A 14,933-nucleotide genomic window follows, 5' to 3' on the forward strand; every position below is an offset into this window, starting at 1 on the left:
CTTAATTAGATTAAAATGGATGTAGGGAAGAGGGAATCCTCTTCTCTTTTTATGAGGAGGAAGCTAGATGAAAAGGATTATACTCATTTTAATCGCCATTTTACTTGGGGTTTCGTCACCGGCCTATGCAAATGTAACAAAAGAAAATCGACAGTGGCAGGATGAAACCATTTATTCTATCATGATTGACCGGTTTAATAACGGGAATACCCAAAATGATTTCGATGTGGATACAAATAATCTCGAAAAGTACAATGGCGGGGATTTTCAAGGAATTATCGATAAGCTTGATTACATAAAAGACATGGAATTCACGGCAATTCGCCTGACTCCAATTTTTGATAACAGGGAAAATGGTTATCACGGTTATTGGGTGAAGGATTACTATAAAGTGGACGAGCATTTTGGAACAATGAAAGATTTCGAGAAGCTTGTCAAAGAAGCACATAAAAGGAAATTGCGGGTAATAATTGATTTTCCTGCAAATACAGAGGTAAAGGGCGAAAATTTAATTGATGCCGCCACATGGTGGATCAAGAAAACGAATATTGATGGATACAGCCTCCCTGAAGTCAATAAAGTTCCAATTAGCTTTTGGCGGGAGTTTTCGGCTGCTGTTAAGCAGCAGAAGAAAGACTTTTTATTGATGGGAGTCTCATCGGGAAACACAGCCGATGACTTAAAAGTTTATCATGAAGCAGGAATTGATAGCTTATTTGATTATAACGTGAGTGAACAAATGCGACAGGTGTTTGCCACTACAGACCGCTCCTTTCAATCAATTCATCCAGCAGCGGACAAACAAAATTTAGATGCTCATTTTTTTGATAATGAATATACCAAAAGATTTACCACAGATATAGTAGATGAAAGACAATTCCCTGGAGCCAGATGGAAGACTGCCTTGACCTATCTTTATACGACTCCAGGGATTCCCGTTGTCTATTATGGGACGGAAATTGCCTTGACGGGCGGGGATATCCCGGATAATCGAAGATTGATGAATTTCCGAGCAGAAAAAGATCTAATCGACTATATGACAAAGCTCGGTGAATTAAGAAATCAACTGCCTTCCTTAACTAGAGGAACGATACAAACGCTCTATGAAAAATCCGGGATGGCTGTTTATAAGCGTGTTTATAAAGGGGAAACAGCGATTGTTGCAGTCAATAATACAAACAAATCGCAAAAAGTTACCTTAAAGGGCGACCAAATAGAAGGAGGTAAAGAGCTCCGCGGCCTCCTTGGCGGTGACCTTGTCCGCAGCAGTGATAATCAATATATTCTGATCGTTGACAGGGACAATTCTGAAATATATGTCCTTGCAGAAAAAACAGGCCTAAACCTAAAATTTATCGCTGCGGCAATAGTACCGATAATACTAGCGATATGGTTTCTTCTGTTAATTTTTAGACGAAGCAAAACGAAAACAGTAGAATAAAGAGACAAAGAGGCGGCCCAAAGGCAGCCTCTTTTAACATTACCGATAATTAATAAATTGAACATCAATGGTGAGATCTGCTTCACGAACAAGAGAGATGATTTTTTGCAGATCATCACGGCTTTTGGCGCTGACACGGACTTGGTCATCCTGGACCTGGCTTTTCACCTTTAGACCGCTATTTTTAATGACCGTGTTAATTTTTTTCGCGTTTTCCTTATCAATCCCTTGAACTAGCTTTGCTCTTTGACGGACGGTACCGCCAGAGGCTTTCTCGATTTTGCTGTAATCAAGATTCTTAATCGGTACGCCCCGTTTAATTAATTTGCTGAGCAAAACATCTTTAAGCTGGTCCATTTTATATTCATCATCAGAAATAAGGACCAGTTCTTCTTTATCTAATGAGACCTCACTTTTACTTCCTTTAAAATCGTAGCGAGTACCAATTTCCTTCATCGTCTGAGTAATGGCATTAGTGACTTCTGTAAATTCAACTTTGGATACAATATCAAATGAGCTATCTTTAGACATAACAAAACCTCCGAATTTGCTAAAGTTTCCCTTTATGTCTACATTATAGTAAAATATAGCAGTTCAAACAACCTAAAGGAAAACTCCAAGATGGAAAAGGGGAGTATAAGATAATGGCAATAAAAGAACTTATAGGACAAACAACAACTTTAACGGTAGCCCGTCAAGCTGAATTCGGCTATTTTTTAACAGATGGCGAAGAAGATGTATTGCTTCATAATAATGAAGTGAATCGAGAGGTTGCGGAAGGCGACGAGATAGAAGTGTTTATCTATGTGGATTCTCAGGGACGTCCTGCGGCCTCCACGACGATACCTGAAGTGGCCGTCGGCCGCTACGCCTGGATAAAGGTGACAGATGTAAAAGAGGAGATTGGTGTCTTTTTAAATATCGGGTTAAAGAAAGACATTCTCCTTGGTGCCGAAGATTTACCAGTGCATAAATCGGTTTGGCCCAAGGAAGGGGATATGGTTTATATAACCCTGAGGGTCAACCGGAATAATCTTTTATACGCCAAGCTTGCCAGTGACCAGGTTATCCAATCTATTGCGGTGAAAGCATCGAGACAAGAATTTAATAAAAATGTGCAAGGGTATATTTACCGAACGGCCAAAGTCGGCAGTTGGCTTTACACTATTGAAGGATTCAAAGGGTTCATTCATGAGTCGCAGCGTCGGATTGAGCCGCGCCTGGGTGAGAAGGTTGAGGGGCGAGTCATTGATATTAAGGAGGACGGAACGATAAACGTTTCCTTACTTGCCAGAAAACAGGAGTCCCAGGATTCTGATGCAGCCAAACTATATGAATATCTGATGAAGAGAAATGGTGCCATGCCGTACAGTGACAAAAGCATGCCAGAAGACATTCAAGAGCGTTTTGGCTTAAGCAAAGCCGCCTTTAAACGAGCTCTGGGTAAGCTCATCAAAGAAGGAAAGGTATACCAGGAAGACTTTTGGACCTACGTCAAGAAGGAGTAGATTTGGCGTACATACTCTTTTCCAAATTGACAGACACTATTAAGCGAAAGCAGATGGAAAGGGGTAAGGAAATGCCACACACATCCGATAATGATAAAAAGGCACAAGACAATAATGCACTGCACCATGAAAAAAATATGATGCGAGAAAAAAATCGCCAAGCAGGAAAAAATCAGTACTCAAAGAAAACAGATCATAAATGAAAACTTGCCGATAGGACGGTTCATGAGGCGTAGTTGAATTTATGCAATTAGCAAAATAAAAAACAGAGCCCAGAGCTCTGTTTTTTATTATGAAGGAATTTTATTCAAGAAGAAAATGGAGATGGTCCCTGCTCCAGTATGGGCCCCAATTGCTGAGCCGATGGAGGAAATATAAACTTCTCTTGGCTGGAATTCCTCCTCAAGCATTGCTTTTACTTCTAGTGCCGTCTCTTCATTATCCGCATGGCTGATGCCAATAATCTGGTTTGACAGGTTCTCGCCACGTTCATATGCCAGTTCAATTAGGCGCCGGAGAACCTTTTTCTTACCACGGATCTTTTCAATTGGAACCAGTTTGCCGTCTTCCACATTTAAAACCGGCTTAATATTTAATAAGCCCCCAAGAAATGCCGAAGCTTTTGAGACACGGCCGCCTTTAGCTAAATAATCCAAATCTTCAACCGTAAAAAGATGCTCCATATGGTTTGCTCTAAACTGAACATCCCTTAAGATTTCATCTTTTGCTGCGTTTTGTGCTGCAAGTTTCGCTGCTTCCATCACAATGATGCCTTGGCCGAGAGAGGCACATTTGGTATCGACAATGGTTAAATTGAAATTTGGATATTTTTCCTTGACTTGGTCAAGAATCATAACAGCGGTTGAATATGTTCCGGATAGTTCGGATGAAAAGGCTATGTATATTCCGTCTTCATTATTTTCCGCCATTTTTGTGAATACTTCCTCAAACAGAAGTGGTGAAACCTGAGAAGTTTTCGGTACTGATCCATTCCGGATAGAATTATAAACCGCTTTCGGGTCTATGCTTTTGACATCTTCATATTCTTCACCGTTAATGAGGACCTTTAAGGGAAGTAATGTGACGTTGTTTTCTTCATAAAAACTTTTAGGTAAATCGCATGCGCTGTCAGCTAGTATTTTTACCTGCATGAAGCTCACCTCATTCAAAATCATATCATACTCGTTTTAAGTGTATCGGTTTCATATGGAAAAAACAATTAAATTGTTAAGGTTGAAGTAAAAATAAAGGGGGATTTATCAATGGTTTGGCAGGAAACAAAAAAAATCGTCGTCGTCATTGTGGGTGCTTTTTTGACTGCTCTTGGAATGAATTTATTTCTTATTCCCGCAAATGTCTATTCAAGCGGTTTTACAGGAATTGCTCAGCTGCTTTCTAAAGTATTGACCGAATATACTCCGTTGAATATTTCAATGGGGGTCTTGCTGTTGTTATTAAATATTCCAGTTGCGTTTCTGGGATGGAAAAAGGTAGGGAAGTCCTTTACCATTTATAGTTTTCTTAGTGTTGTTCTTTCATCATTATTTCTGGAGCTTATTCCAATCCATCGGATGTCTCATGATATTTTGCTTAATGCTGTCTTTGGCGGCGTCATTATTGCGTCGGGCGTCGGGATCACCTTAAAATGGGGCGCCTCTACTGGAGGGCTTGATATTATTGCGATGGTGCTTTCAAGAATGAAGGATAAACCGATTGGTCCATATATGCTTCTCTTAAATGGCATTATTATTATTACAGCAGGTTTCCTGTATGGCTGGGAAAAAGCTTTGTACACGCTTGTTTTTTTATACACTTCAACAAGGGTGATCGATGCGATTCATACGAGGCATGCTAAGCTTACCGCGTTTATTATTACGAAAAATGCGGATGAGCTTAAGAAAGCGATTCATAAGAAACTGGTCAGAGGAATCACCATGCTTCCGGCGAAGGGTGCTTTTTCTAACGAAACAAAAGAAATGTTAATGATCGTCATTACGCGCTATGAATTATTTGATTTAGAGAGAGTAATTAAAGAAGTGGACCCCCATGCGTTTACAAATATAATTCAAACAACCGGAGTTTACGGTTTTTTTCGCAGAGATTAAAGGAAAAAGGAGCTCAATATGCGTATATTATGTTGTATCATGTTACTTTTCTTTCCGATGGTAATAAAAGCAGATGCAAATGGGGTGGACCAATTGGCATACAAATTTTATGTAATCCCAACAAGCATGCCTGAGCAATTAACGATCGAAATGTTTTTAAAAAATGAGGAGGATTTCCCGCTCCATTTTGAATTTCCCACTTCACAATTTTATGAAATTAAAATTTTCGATACTGCAGGCCGTGAAGTATATGACTACTCAAAAGGACGGTTTTTCCTTCAGGCGTTTCAAACTATCAGTCTTAAAGCCCATGGCAGCAAGAAGTGGCTTGAGACGTGGGACTATCATTTTATGGGAAAAAGAGTTCCAGCGGGGGAATATACTATCCAAGCGGTTTTAAGGGCAGCAAACTTAAACGGCAAACCGATAACTGACCGCTCGAAACTGACCCTAACGCATAAAATATATGTACCTGAGGAAAATGCTGTTTTCCGAAATATAAGGGTATCAGGAGCAAAAGGAAACTACCGAGTCAGCGGAGAAGTAAAGTCACCAAGCAGGGTGGTTTATTATTCGGTGGAGGATGGGCATAGAGAATTCATGAGGGAGCAAAAGCTTGATGTTGCTGGAAAAGGTGACCAGTGGAGACCTTTTAAAGTAGATATTCAAATTCCAGCTGAAAAGCTTCCAAACCATGGCGGTGTCTTTCTGAATTTTTACGAAAAAAATGCTAAGGGCGGCAGGAGTAATCCTTACCCTGCATTATTAGAAAGATTTGAATGAAAAAAGCGGAAGTCGCCTCCCAAGGTACTTCCGCTTTCCTCATTTACTGTCCAGCTTCAGCGCCTAGGGGCTCGCAGGTCTACAGCCAATCCGTCAAGAAGGCTAAAAGGCAGCCTTCTAGCCGGCTCGTCTTATGCCTGTCGCCCCTGTTCAAGGCGCTTCCGCTTTTTTTATCATTGGATCTGGTCAAGCTCTTGTTGCATTTCTTGGAGCTGTCTTTGCTCAGCGACCGTCGAGTTGGCATAAGCAGAACTTAAGGCATTCTTGGCTTTGGCCATTGCCGTGTCGCGTTCACCTGGGCCGGCAGTTTTTGCCGATTCAACAAATCTACGTGCTTCCTGGAATAAACGGTTACCCATCGTTAAATTCCTCCAAGCGAGGATTCTTGCACATTGGCCATTTTCTGAGCTTCTGCTTCAGCGTAGGTCATGTGATAAGGAATCCGTTCTGAATGCTTGTTGACCGAATCCTTTCCTTGCTGGACAAAGCGTTTTGATTTGTTTGATCTACCCATTCGAATCCCTCCAATATGCTAAAAGCTCGGATTGAAACAGCTTCGCTGCTTCATCTATAGTATGCTCCAACATTAAGGGGTTCATATAGGTAAACAATGGTGAATAGGTGTAATTATTTTAACCGTAACAAATCCGTCAAATATTCTGCGACTCCATCTTCCTCATTGGTAAGAGTAACATCATTGGCGATATTTTTTACTTGGTCAATGCCATTTCCCATTGCAATTCCATAACCGGCGTATTCAAGCATTTCCAAGTCATTATCTTCATCGCCAAAGGCAATCACTCTTTGCTTGGAGATACCATAATAATCTGCCGCTTTTTTTAACCCTACTGCCTTATTTAAGCCGGACTTAATGATTTCGATAACATGCCATGGGGCAGCCCAGCTGCGGTGATCGATGACTTCGGCATGTGCATCAGATAGATGGTCGCGGATCTTCTTTAATTGGTCTTCCTCTGTATGAATGAGCAGGCTAGTTGGTGAATCCTTCAAATAATTACTTAAATCGCCCGTAGTAATATTGGGATGGCCAAAATTAAAAATTTCAATCAGCTTTTGGTCATGATAATGAAAATAGACATCATCCATTACTTCAGCGATGATATTATGAAAATGAAAGCTGCGGCACGCCTCGACAATATCTTTTGCAACATGGATATCAAGCGGCTCATGGAAAAAGCCCCATTTCGGGTTCCGGGGATGATGCATGAAAGCCCCATTGAAATTAACGATCGGGGTATCTAAATCCAACTCTCGATAATACATTTCGCTGGAACGATATGGCCTCCCAGTGGCGATCATCACGATATGGCCATCTTCTCTTGCTTTTTTTAAAACTTTCTTCGTTTTTTCCGAAATCGTTTTATCATCTTTTAATAAAGTTCCGTCTAAGTCCAATGCGATTAAATGTCTTTCTGTCATTTGAAACCTCTCTTTGGCAGTATTTGTTTCTATTATCAATATGTTATCAATTTATATTTAAACTGTAAAAAAATTCACTTCAAATGTTTCTGAAACGCGCTATACTGGTTTTCGAAATACCTTTTGTTATAATGGTTACAATAAAACTGAACAGGAGTGAAGATAAAATGAATGAAGATTTAAAAGAAAATATAATGGGCGCCCTTGAGCTTGTTATTGACCCTGAGCTTGGCGTCGATATCGTCAATTTAGGTTTAATATATAATACTGAAATGGACGACGAGGGAAAACTGACGGTTACAATGACATTAACAGCAATGGGCTGCCCACTAGCCGGAACAATTGTTGATCAGGTGAAAAGAGCATTGTCTGATATTCCGGAAGTCAAGGATGTCGATGTCAATATCGTCTGGAATCCTCCTTGGAATAAGGACATGATGTCCCGTTATGCAAAAATTGCACTGGGAATTCGTTAAGGGACCATCCGCAGGATGAAAAATAAAGTCATTTTAGTTAGTTCAAATCAGTTGGGCAAAGGCGACCAGGTTTTAGGAGAGAATGTTTTAGAGACTTTCTTTACTGTTTTAAAACAAAGAGAGGAACTCCCAGCAGCTGTTTTTTGCATGAACAGTGGGGTATTCACGTTGACTGAGGATTCCTTTGTATCCGTTCATTTAAAAGAGTTGGAGGATAAGGGTGTTAACATTTTTGCGTGTAAAACCTGTGCCGACCACTACGGTGTTAGTGAAAAATTGACAGTTGGCAAAATAAGCGGAATGGCTGACTTTGTTGAGCTTGCCTCCAAATACGAAGTTTTAACCATCTCATAAAACAGCAGAGCTTTTCGCTCTGCTGTTTTTTTCATTCACAAATCGTCCATATAATGAAAAAGGTTTGTGAGGAAGTTCACTTTTTTCAAACATAAACACCATTATAATACGAAGTAATAGGGCTATTTAGTTTGAACTAGCCGTTTTATAGGAGGTGTTTCAAGATGGATTTTAGCCGAGACTTTAATAAAGATCCGTTTATTGTGATATGGGAATTAACTCGAGCTTGTCAATTAAAATGTTTGCACTGCCGCGCAGATGCCCAGTATACGAGGGACCCTCGAGAACTTACGCTTGAAGAAGGCAAGCATTTGATTGATCAGATATATGAAATGAATAATCCGCTTCTTGTATTTACCGGCGGAGATCCGCTTATGAGAGAGGATATTTTTGAAATTACCAAATACGCAGTCTCAAAAGGGGTACGTGTTTCGATGACACCAAGCGCTACTCCTAACGTAACAATTGATGCGATGCGTAAGGCTAAAGAAGTCGGACTTTCTCGTTGGGCGTTCAGCCTTGATGGTCCTACTGCTGAGATTCATGACCATTTTCGCGGGACAGCGGGCTCTTTTGACTTAACAATGGAACGAATTAAATATTTACATGAACTAGAAATGCCGATTCAGATTAATACCGTAGTATCCAGATATAATTATGAACATCTTGATGAAATGGCGAAATTGGTTGAAGAATTAAAATGTGTTCTGTGGAGTGTCTTTTTCCTTGTTCCGACCGGAAGGGGACAGGCATCTGATATGATATCGCCTGTGGAGCATGAAAAGGTGCTAAGATGGCTCTATGATCTAAGCAAGCGGGTTCCTTTTGATATTAAAACCACGGAGGCGATGCATTACCGCCGTGTGGTAATCCAGCAAAAAATGCGTGAAGCCAAAGAAAAGACAGAGGAAATCAGCTATTTATCTGCGTTGACAGAAAAAGGCTTAACGGGCTCAATTGATGGTCTGGGCCGTGCACCAAAGGGTGTAAACGACGGCAATGGTTTTGTGTTTATATCCCATATTGGGGATGTCTATCCGAGCGGCCTGCTTCCGGTTAAGGCCGGAAATATTAGGGAAACCCCTCTGGCGGAAATTTACCGCGAGTCGCCAATCTTTAAGGCACTTAGAAACCCAGATGGATTTAAAGGGAAATGCGGTGTCTGCGAATTCCGACATGTTTGCGGCGGCTCAAGATCAAGGGCATACGCCATGACTGGGGATTATTTAGAAAGTGAACCATTCTGTGTTTATATTCCTAAGGCTTTAAGAGAAAAACAGACACAATAAATTTATAGAGGCAATCGATTTTCGATTGCCTCTCTCAATAACTATTCAATGCTGCAATAAACAGTGGAACAATTTTCACAGCCAATTTCATCTTTTAAGTATTGCAAATCCAGGACGGTAATTTTACCTCGTTTAATGGAAATGATGTTATCACGCTTCAGTTCACTTAAGATACGGTTTGTACTTTCCCGTGAAGTGCCGCAGAAATTTGCCAGCTCTTGATTGGTCAACGGCAGGTCGATTAATATTCCATCACTTTTTGGTACCCCATAGCTATTGGTCATCCGGATTAAGGTTGAAAATAAGGCGCCGCGCTTTCCGTTTAGGACAAGATCGCGGAATTTTGTCTGCGTTTTGCGGAAGTGATCGCTCATCCACTTCATAAATTCAAAGGCTAGCTTACTGTTTTGGAAAATTTCACTTTCAAGTACTTCTTTTTTTATTGCCGCGATTTCACCTTCTTCAAGAACCTTGGCACTTAATAAATATTTTGGACTATCAGTGAAAAGGGTTAATTCTCCGCAAATATCGTTTTCTCCGCAAATTCTTAATGACAGCTCCCGCCCGTCTGCTGTAATTTTGCTGATTTGAATTTTACCGGAAATGATGACATATAATTCATCAGCGAGCATCCCTTCCTGAAATAGAAATCTTCCCCGTTCGCTTTTAAACTTCCGATCAGCAAATTTAAGCAGTTCTTTTATTTCAATTGAATGAGTTGGTTTCATTGTCGTAATCATTTTTCTCCACCCCTATACTATATTTCTATATAAATAACTTGGATTCGTTAGTAACATTTTATATCAAGATTAGCCACGTAGAAGTAGTAAACAATGACAATATAGTGAAAACTGGACAATTTTTTTCAGGGAAATATGGATAGTGAAGAAAGTAACAGTATTTTTTAAATTCATCTGTTACAATGGTATAAAATGAGCTTCTTTATTTATTGGAGTTGATTAAATGGAAAAAACAATCATTACAGATAAATTTAATAGACCATTAAGGGATTTAAGAATTTCCGTTATTGATAGATGTAATTTTCGTTGTCAATACTGTATGCCAGCCGATCAATTTGGGCCGGATTTTGAATTTCTGCCAAGGAGTGCCCTCCTGACCTATGAGGAAATTGAACGGTTAGGAAAAATCTTCGTGCAGTTAGGCGTGAAAAAGATCCGCTTGACAGGCGGTGAGCCGCTGTTAAGAAGGGATTTACCGATTCTCATTGAAAAGCTAGCCGCCATTGAAGGCCTTAGTGATATTGGCTTAACAACAAATGGCGTTCTTCTTCCTAAATTGGCTGCGAAATTGAAGGAAGCAGGCTTGAAGCGAGTGAATATCAGCCTGGATAGTCTTGAAGATGAATTATTTGGCAAAATTAATGGCAGGGGAATTGGGACCGGTCCTGTTCTAGAAGGAATTCAAGCCGCTAAAGATGCAGGATTAGGCGTTAAATTAAATATGGTTGTCAAAAAGGGTTTAAACGACCAAGACATTATTCCAATGGCTAAATTCTGTAAAGAAAAAGGGCTGGAGCTCCGGTATATTGAATATATGGATGTTGGCTCCACCAATGGCTGGAAAATGGATGATGTTGTGACGAAAAAGGAAATTTACGAAATGCTAAAGGCGGAATTTGAATTGGAACCAGTTGACCCTGCTTACTTTGGTGAAGTTGCTAAGCATTATCGCTATAAAGGTACCGATGTCAATGTTGGTTTTATTACCTCCGTCTCGGAATCGTTCTGTTCCAGCTGTACCCGTGCACGTCTTTCTGCGAATGGCCAGATTTTTACTTGTTTATTTAACGGTAACGGCCATGATCTTCGTAATTTCATGAGAAACGGCGCATCTGATGAACAACTTTTTGGAAGAATTGCGGAGATTTGGAACGGTCGAAATGATAGATATTCGGATGAAAGAACGGCCGAAACAAACAAAAATCGTAAAAAAATCGAAATGTCCTATATCGGCGGGTAAACAAACCGCAAACGAAAGAAAACAGCCTGCAATCACAGGCTGTTTTGTTCTTCTTAGATATATCTAGGGAACAGAATGTTATTTTCCAAATGAACATGCATAAAGGTTAGTCCTTCGAGTTCTTCTAAACGGCTATAGACTAGCCGGTACGTACCACAGGCATCAAGCGGCGGTGTAAAGTCGCCGGTAATCATCCGAAGCTCTTTCAATATGGCGCCGGCATGGTCATGTTCTTTTTCGAGTTCCACAATCATGTTAATCGCTTCGTCGCGGTTTTCAATTGTCCCGTCTGCTAGTTTTCTAATGATTGGGAAGACAATTTCTTCTTCCTTTGCCATATGTTCTAACATTTCCTTTTTAAATTCATGATAAAGCTCATAAACCTTTAGTAATTCCGGATGATTATCCCCATGGACGCGGGACACCTTTGTCACATAAGGACTAAGCATTTTAAATTCTTCTTCCGTTGCCCGGTGATAGTTAGCGATCACATGGTCAATGATGGTGTTGGAATCAGAGTTAGTCCAAACTTCTAAATCGGTCTCTTTGGACTCATTTTTTTCATAAACCGCTTTTAAATCCTCTAAAATAGAATTGATATTTAGATTGCCTTGAATTGCAGCTTCGGAAAGCGGGATATTACCGCCGCAGCAGAAATCGATTCGATAAGATTTAAATACATCACTCGTTTTTGGTAATTCGTTTACAATATCTTTAACTAAAGAATTTGCGGAAAATGGGAATGTCAACATGAATCTTCCTCCTTGATAAAAGGTTTGGTTTCTAAACTAAGCATAATGGAAAATCAAATTTAACTAGGTGACTAAAATCACACTGCAAGCGTGAATTTTTATATTCTTCCGTGAGAAAGTTTCGAATTTGTGACTTTTGATATGTCTATTAGTTTTTTGTAAGCTTATAATGGATACAGTTAAAATACATAACGTTCAAAAATGATAGGAGCCGATGAATTTTGTTTGAAAGACGACAACCCATTCCAATCGGAGAAGCAGTTCAAAAAATAATGCAATACCAATTGTCCGGTGAGACGGAATATATCAACATTGAAGAAAGCTTTGGCCGATTTTTATCTAAGGATTTAGTTGCCACCTGCGATGTCCCTCACTTTGACAGGGCACCCTATGATGGTTTTGCTGTTAGAGCAATAGATACACAAGATGCATCCCAAGCTAATCCGGTGGAATTTGAGGTAATTGACCATATTGGGGCGGGGATGGTTTCCAACATGACCGTAACAGAAAATCAGGCAGTCAGAATTATGACTGGTGCGATTATGCCTGAAGGAACTGATGCTGTTGTTATGTTCGAAGTAGCGAAAACCTACGAAAAAGATGGGAAGCCGTTTATGGTCATTAAGCGCAGTTTTAAAAAGGGGGATAACGTTTCCTTTCGTGGGGAGGATGCGAAAGAGGGCGAGGTATTAGTTAAAAAAGGTACACTAATTAACCCTGGAATTCAAGCAATGCTTGCCACTTTTGGCTATAAGGATGTTCCCGCAGCCAAAAAACCGATTGTTGGCCTGTTTGCAACTGGTACGGAATTATTGGATGTTGGCGACCCTTTAGTTCCTGGCAAAATCCGCAATAGCAATTCTCATATGATTGCCGCCCAGATTGAGAGGGTTGGTGGTATCGTTCACTATTTTGGAAAGCTTCCAGATGAATTTGATACCTGCTTCGAGGCTGTGAAAAATGCCGTAAACAAGGTTGATTTGTTGATTACGACTGGCGGGGTTTCAGTTGGTGATTTTGATTATCTGCCAGAGATTTACGAAAAGCTTGGTGCCGAGGTTTTATTTAATAAAGTGGCAATGCGGCCTGGAAGTGTTACAACAGTGGCCAGCCATAACGGAAAGCTCCTTTTTGGTTTATCCGGTAATCCGTCTGCTTGCTATGTTGGATTTGAATTGTTTGCAAGGCCAATTTTACGCAGAATGCTTTTTTCTGAAAAACCTCATTTAAGGAAGGAGCAAGCAATCCTTGAGGTGGATTTTCTAAAAGCTAATCCATTTACAAGATTTGTGCGCAGCTCTGTTTTTATCGAGAACGGCCGGTTAAAGGTGACGCCAAGCGGTCTGGATAAATCCAACATTATCATGAGTCTTGCCGGTGCAAACTCATTAACCATCCTCCCGGGTGGCACACGTGGGTTCGCTGCCGGAACTGAGGTAGATGTTCTTTTGCTTGAAGATCAGTTTGGCAGTGAATGGCCTTGGTAAGACCGGTCATATTTCAAGTTACCGGTTACCAGGATAGCGGGAAAACAACATTTATTGAAAAGCTTCTTCATGGATTGAAGGCAGAGGGATTAATGACGGCTGTTATTAAACACCATGGTCATGGCGGTAAACCAGATGTTTTGCCTCAAAAGGACTCAACCAGACATCTTGCAGCGGGTGCGATTGCTTCGATTGTCGAAGGAGAGGGAAGGCTGCTCCTGCAAACCGAACAGTTAGAGTTCAAATTGGATAAACAAATAAACCTGCTTGGTTTATTTAATTTGGATATTATCTTGGTTGAAGGCCATAAACAAGAAAGTTTTCCAAAGATGGTCCTCCTGCGGGATAAGCGTGACCTTTCGCTAATAAGAAAGCTAAAAAATATTGCAGCGGTTGTTTATTGGGAGGAAGGGCTGGAGGGGGCAATAAGTGAGGTTTTGGAAGTTCCATGCTTTCATATTGGCGATGCAAAAGCTGAGCAACAGATTGTTCGATTATTAAAACAGATGCATGATAAGGAAACGGCTGACTCGAAAAACTGAGTCAGCCGCTAATTTGATTTCAATCTACCCTGCAAATATCCTCAGGGCAATCTTCGCAATCAATTTCATTTTTTAAATAATCAATGTCATGAATGGTGATCGTTCCTTTATTTATGGAAATAATCCCTGTCTTCCTTAAGTCAGCCAATAGTCGATTGACAACCTCCCTGGAGGTTCCACAGAAATTAGCCAGTTCCTGATTGGTTAAAGGCAATTCAATCAGGCTGCCCTTGTTCGTTTTGACACCAAAACTGTTGCTGATTCGAATTAAGGTTGAATATAAGGCGCCTTTTTTTCCATGTAAAACCAAGTCGCGAAATTTTGTTTGGGTTTTACGGTATTGAAGGCTCATCCATTGGATGAATTCAAATGAAAGAGGAAGATTTTGCGATAATTTTTCCTCCAGAAACTCTCTCTTTATTACCGCCGCTTCACCGCTTTCAATAATTCGTCCGCTTAACAGATATTTTGGCTGAGGGGAGAATAAATGTAATTCCCCCACAAAATCTCCGCTTGAACACATCCTTAAGGTAAGCTCTCTACCATCAGGAATAATCTTACTAACATGAAGAATCCCGCTTTTAACAATATATAGCTCATTTGCTGGCATTCCCTCTTGAAACAGAAAGGAGCCTTTCTCCATTTTCTTTGTATGTTGTACTGTTTCGAAAAGACGAGACAATGTGACAGGCATTTCTTTAATGGACTGCATGCCGATACCCCCTTTTATGGGAACTTAAAAGCGATGAATCGCTTAGTGAAAATTTACTAGATAT

Annotated in this window: 19 protein-coding genes; 11 read left to right on the forward strand and 8 right to left on the reverse strand. The window is 40.3% G+C overall.

The genetic code is table 11. From position 1 onward, the window contains the following. Positions 1 to 67: 67 nt before the first annotated feature. A complete protein-coding gene (locus V5M37_RS07755; RefSeq protein WP_423801481.1) occupies positions 68 to 1,441 on the forward strand; it encodes an alpha-amylase family glycosyl hydrolase in 1,374 nt (457 codons plus the stop codon). A 39-nt stretch (positions 1,442 to 1,480) separates the two neighbouring features. Here V5M37_RS07755 and V5M37_RS07760 read toward each other — a convergent pair whose 3' ends face one another. Then, positions 1,481 to 1,972: a YajQ family cyclic di-GMP-binding protein gene (locus V5M37_RS07760; protein ID WP_423801482.1), complete on the reverse strand. Its 492-nt coding sequence runs from the start codon at positions 1,970 to 1,972 to the stop codon at positions 1,481 to 1,483. A 113-nt stretch (positions 1,973 to 2,085) separates the two neighbouring features. On the opposite strand from V5M37_RS07760, the gene V5M37_RS07765 reads away from it, so the two are divergent. Together V5M37_RS07765 and V5M37_RS07770 are read left to right on the forward strand one after the other, a co-directional pair. Further along, positions 2,086 to 2,949: a CvfB family protein gene (locus tag V5M37_RS07765; protein WP_423801483.1), complete on the forward strand. Its 864-nt coding sequence runs from the start codon at positions 2,086 to 2,088 to the stop codon at positions 2,947 to 2,949. A 71-nt stretch (positions 2,950 to 3,020) separates the two neighbouring features. Further along, entirely contained in the window at positions 3,021 to 3,152 is a 132-nt protein-coding gene (locus V5M37_RS07770; protein WP_213116644.1) for a DUF3941 domain-containing protein, read from the forward strand. A gap of 87 nt (positions 3,153 to 3,239) precedes the next feature. Here the strand turns inward: V5M37_RS07770 and V5M37_RS07775 are convergent, their stop codons facing one another. Continuing rightward, positions 3,240 to 4,100 carry a DegV family protein gene (locus tag V5M37_RS07775; protein WP_423801484.1) on the reverse strand — a complete coding sequence of 287 codons (861 nt, stop codon included), beginning with the start codon at positions 4,098 to 4,100 and terminating at the stop codon, positions 3,240 to 3,242. Positions 4,101 to 4,211: 111 nt separating this feature from the next. On the opposite strand from V5M37_RS07775, the gene V5M37_RS07780 reads away from it, so the two are divergent. Both V5M37_RS07780 and V5M37_RS07785 read left to right on the forward strand, forming a co-directional pair. Then, on the forward strand, positions 4,212 to 5,054 hold the full coding sequence (locus V5M37_RS07780) for a YitT family protein (protein WP_423801485.1): 843 nt from the start codon (positions 4,212 to 4,214) through the stop codon (positions 5,052 to 5,054). Positions 5,055 to 5,147: 93 nt separating this feature from the next. Beyond that, the gene (locus V5M37_RS07785) at positions 5,148 to 5,837 is read left to right on the forward strand and encodes a BsuPI-related putative proteinase inhibitor (protein ID WP_423801486.1); all 690 of its coding nucleotides are present in this window, start codon (positions 5,148 to 5,150) and stop codon (positions 5,835 to 5,837) included. Between the two features lie 173 nt (positions 5,838 to 6,010). Here V5M37_RS07785 and V5M37_RS07790 read toward each other — a convergent pair whose 3' ends face one another. The 3 genes from V5M37_RS07790 to V5M37_RS07800 all read right to left on the reverse strand — a co-directional run bounded on the left by V5M37_RS07790 (position 6,011) and on the right by V5M37_RS07800 (position 7,277). Continuing rightward, positions 6,011 to 6,196, reverse strand: a complete 186-nt coding sequence (locus tag V5M37_RS07790) for a DUF3813 domain-containing protein (protein ID WP_423801487.1) — start codon at positions 6,194 to 6,196, stop codon at positions 6,011 to 6,013. Between the two features lie 2 nt (positions 6,197 to 6,198). Further along, the gene (locus V5M37_RS07795) at positions 6,199 to 6,351 is read right to left on the reverse strand and encodes a hypothetical protein (protein ID WP_213116639.1); all 153 of its coding nucleotides are present in this window, start codon (positions 6,349 to 6,351) and stop codon (positions 6,199 to 6,201) included. Between the two features lie 113 nt (positions 6,352 to 6,464). Further along, positions 6,465 to 7,277 carry a Cof-type HAD-IIB family hydrolase gene (locus V5M37_RS07800; protein ID WP_423801488.1) on the reverse strand — a complete coding sequence of 271 codons (813 nt, stop codon included), beginning with the start codon at positions 7,275 to 7,277 and terminating at the stop codon, positions 6,465 to 6,467. Between the two features lie 167 nt (positions 7,278 to 7,444). Between V5M37_RS07800 and V5M37_RS07805 the strand changes: the two genes are divergently transcribed. The 3 genes from V5M37_RS07805 to V5M37_RS07815 all read left to right on the forward strand — a co-directional run bounded on the left by V5M37_RS07805 (position 7,445) and on the right by V5M37_RS07815 (position 9,396). Then, positions 7,445 to 7,753 carry a metal-sulfur cluster assembly factor gene (locus tag V5M37_RS07805; RefSeq protein WP_213141026.1) on the forward strand — a complete coding sequence of 103 codons (309 nt, stop codon included), beginning with the start codon at positions 7,445 to 7,447 and terminating at the stop codon, positions 7,751 to 7,753. Between the two features lie 15 nt (positions 7,754 to 7,768). After that, positions 7,769 to 8,107 carry a DsrE family protein gene (locus V5M37_RS07810; protein ID WP_213141025.1) on the forward strand — a complete coding sequence of 113 codons (339 nt, stop codon included), beginning with the start codon at positions 7,769 to 7,771 and terminating at the stop codon, positions 8,105 to 8,107. 164 nt (positions 8,108 to 8,271) lie between these two features. Beyond that, complete coding sequence (locus V5M37_RS07815) at positions 8,272 to 9,396, forward strand: TIGR04053 family radical SAM/SPASM domain-containing protein (RefSeq protein WP_423801489.1); 1,125 nt, start codon at positions 8,272 to 8,274, stop codon at positions 9,394 to 9,396. A gap of 41 nt (positions 9,397 to 9,437) precedes the next feature. Here V5M37_RS07815 and V5M37_RS07820 read toward each other — a convergent pair whose 3' ends face one another. Then, complete coding sequence (locus tag V5M37_RS07820) at positions 9,438 to 10,136, reverse strand: Crp/Fnr family transcriptional regulator (RefSeq protein ID WP_213141023.1); 699 nt, start codon at positions 10,134 to 10,136, stop codon at positions 9,438 to 9,440. 223 nt (positions 10,137 to 10,359) lie between these two features. Here V5M37_RS07820 and moaA point away from each other — a divergent pair, with 223 nt between their 5' ends. Continuing rightward, entirely contained in the window at positions 10,360 to 11,376 is a 1,017-nt protein-coding gene (gene moaA / locus V5M37_RS07825) for a GTP 3',8-cyclase MoaA (RefSeq protein WP_423801490.1), read from the forward strand. Positions 11,377 to 11,429: 53 nt separating this feature from the next. On the opposite strand, the gene ric is transcribed toward moaA, so the two are convergent. Then, positions 11,430 to 12,125: an iron-sulfur cluster repair di-iron protein gene (gene ric, locus V5M37_RS07830; protein WP_423802588.1), complete on the reverse strand. Its 696-nt coding sequence runs from the start codon at positions 12,123 to 12,125 to the stop codon at positions 11,430 to 11,432. A gap of 224 nt (positions 12,126 to 12,349) precedes the next feature. Between ric and glp the strand changes: the two genes are divergently transcribed. Both glp and mobB read left to right on the forward strand, forming a co-directional pair. After that, positions 12,350 to 13,615 (forward strand): gephyrin-like molybdotransferase Glp, encoded by a 1,266-nt coding sequence (gene glp, locus V5M37_RS07835; RefSeq protein WP_423801491.1) that lies wholly within the window; start codon positions 12,350 to 12,352, stop codon positions 13,613 to 13,615. Beyond that, positions 13,603 to 14,157 (forward strand): molybdopterin-guanine dinucleotide biosynthesis protein B, encoded by a 555-nt coding sequence (gene mobB, locus V5M37_RS07840; protein WP_423801492.1) that lies wholly within the window; start codon positions 13,603 to 13,605, stop codon positions 14,155 to 14,157. The genes glp and mobB overlap by 13 nt, the downstream gene beginning before the upstream one ends. A 19-nt stretch (positions 14,158 to 14,176) precedes the next feature. On the opposite strand, the gene V5M37_RS07845 is transcribed toward mobB, so the two are convergent. Then, a complete protein-coding gene (locus V5M37_RS07845; RefSeq protein ID WP_423801493.1) occupies positions 14,177 to 14,869 on the reverse strand; it encodes a Crp/Fnr family transcriptional regulator in 693 nt (230 codons plus the stop codon). Between the last annotated feature and the right edge of the window lie 64 nt (positions 14,870 to 14,933).

Source organism: Neobacillus sp. SAB-20_R2A (assembly GCF_049568635.1).
GTDB lineage: Bacteria > Bacillota > Bacilli > Bacillales > Cytobacillaceae > Neobacillus > Neobacillus citreus.

Excerpts from the sequence above, each read along its gene's own strand:
- V5M37_RS07755 (WP_423801481.1), top strand. The coding sequence starts at position 68 with ATGAAAAGGATTATACTCATTTTAATCGCCATTTTACTTGGGGTTTCG.
- V5M37_RS07775 (WP_423801484.1), bottom strand. The coding sequence starts at position 4,100 with ATGCAGGTAAAAATACTAGCTGACAGCGCATGCGATTTACCTAAAAGT.
- V5M37_RS07815 (WP_423801489.1), top strand. The coding sequence starts at position 8,272 with ATGGATTTTAGCCGAGACTTTAATAAAGATCCGTTTATTGTGATATGG.
- moaA (WP_423801490.1), top strand. The coding sequence starts at position 10,360 with ATGGAAAAAACAATCATTACAGATAAATTTAATAGACCATTAAGGGAT.
- V5M37_RS07765 (WP_423801483.1), top strand. The coding sequence starts at position 2,086 with ATGGCAATAAAAGAACTTATAGGACAAACAACAACTTTAACGGTAGCC.
- V5M37_RS07760 (WP_423801482.1), bottom strand. The coding sequence starts at position 1,972 with ATGTCTAAAGATAGCTCATTTGATATTGTATCCAAAGTTGAATTTACA.
- V5M37_RS07790 (WP_423801487.1), bottom strand. The coding sequence starts at position 6,196 with ATGGGTAACCGTTTATTCCAGGAAGCACGTAGATTTGTTGAATCGGCA.
- V5M37_RS07820 (WP_213141023.1), bottom strand. The coding sequence starts at position 10,136 with ATGATTACGACAATGAAACCAACTCATTCAATTGAAATAAAAGAACTG.
- V5M37_RS07800 (WP_423801488.1), bottom strand. The coding sequence starts at position 7,277 with ATGACAGAAAGACATTTAATCGCATTGGACTTAGACGGAACTTTATTA.
- V5M37_RS07805 (WP_213141026.1), top strand. The coding sequence starts at position 7,445 with ATGAATGAAGATTTAAAAGAAAATATAATGGGCGCCCTTGAGCTTGTT.
- mobB (WP_423801492.1), top strand. The coding sequence starts at position 13,603 with ATGGCCTTGGTAAGACCGGTCATATTTCAAGTTACCGGTTACCAGGAT.
- V5M37_RS07810 (WP_213141025.1), top strand. The coding sequence starts at position 7,769 with ATGAAAAATAAAGTCATTTTAGTTAGTTCAAATCAGTTGGGCAAAGGC.
- V5M37_RS07780 (WP_423801485.1), top strand. The coding sequence starts at position 4,212 with ATGGTTTGGCAGGAAACAAAAAAAATCGTCGTCGTCATTGTGGGTGCT.
- V5M37_RS07845 (WP_423801493.1), bottom strand. The coding sequence starts at position 14,869 with ATGCAGTCCATTAAAGAAATGCCTGTCACATTGTCTCGTCTTTTCGAA.
- V5M37_RS07795 (WP_213116639.1), bottom strand. The coding sequence starts at position 6,351 with ATGGGTAGATCAAACAAATCAAAACGCTTTGTCCAGCAAGGAAAGGAT.
- V5M37_RS07770 (WP_213116644.1), top strand. The coding sequence starts at position 3,021 with ATGCCACACACATCCGATAATGATAAAAAGGCACAAGACAATAATGCA.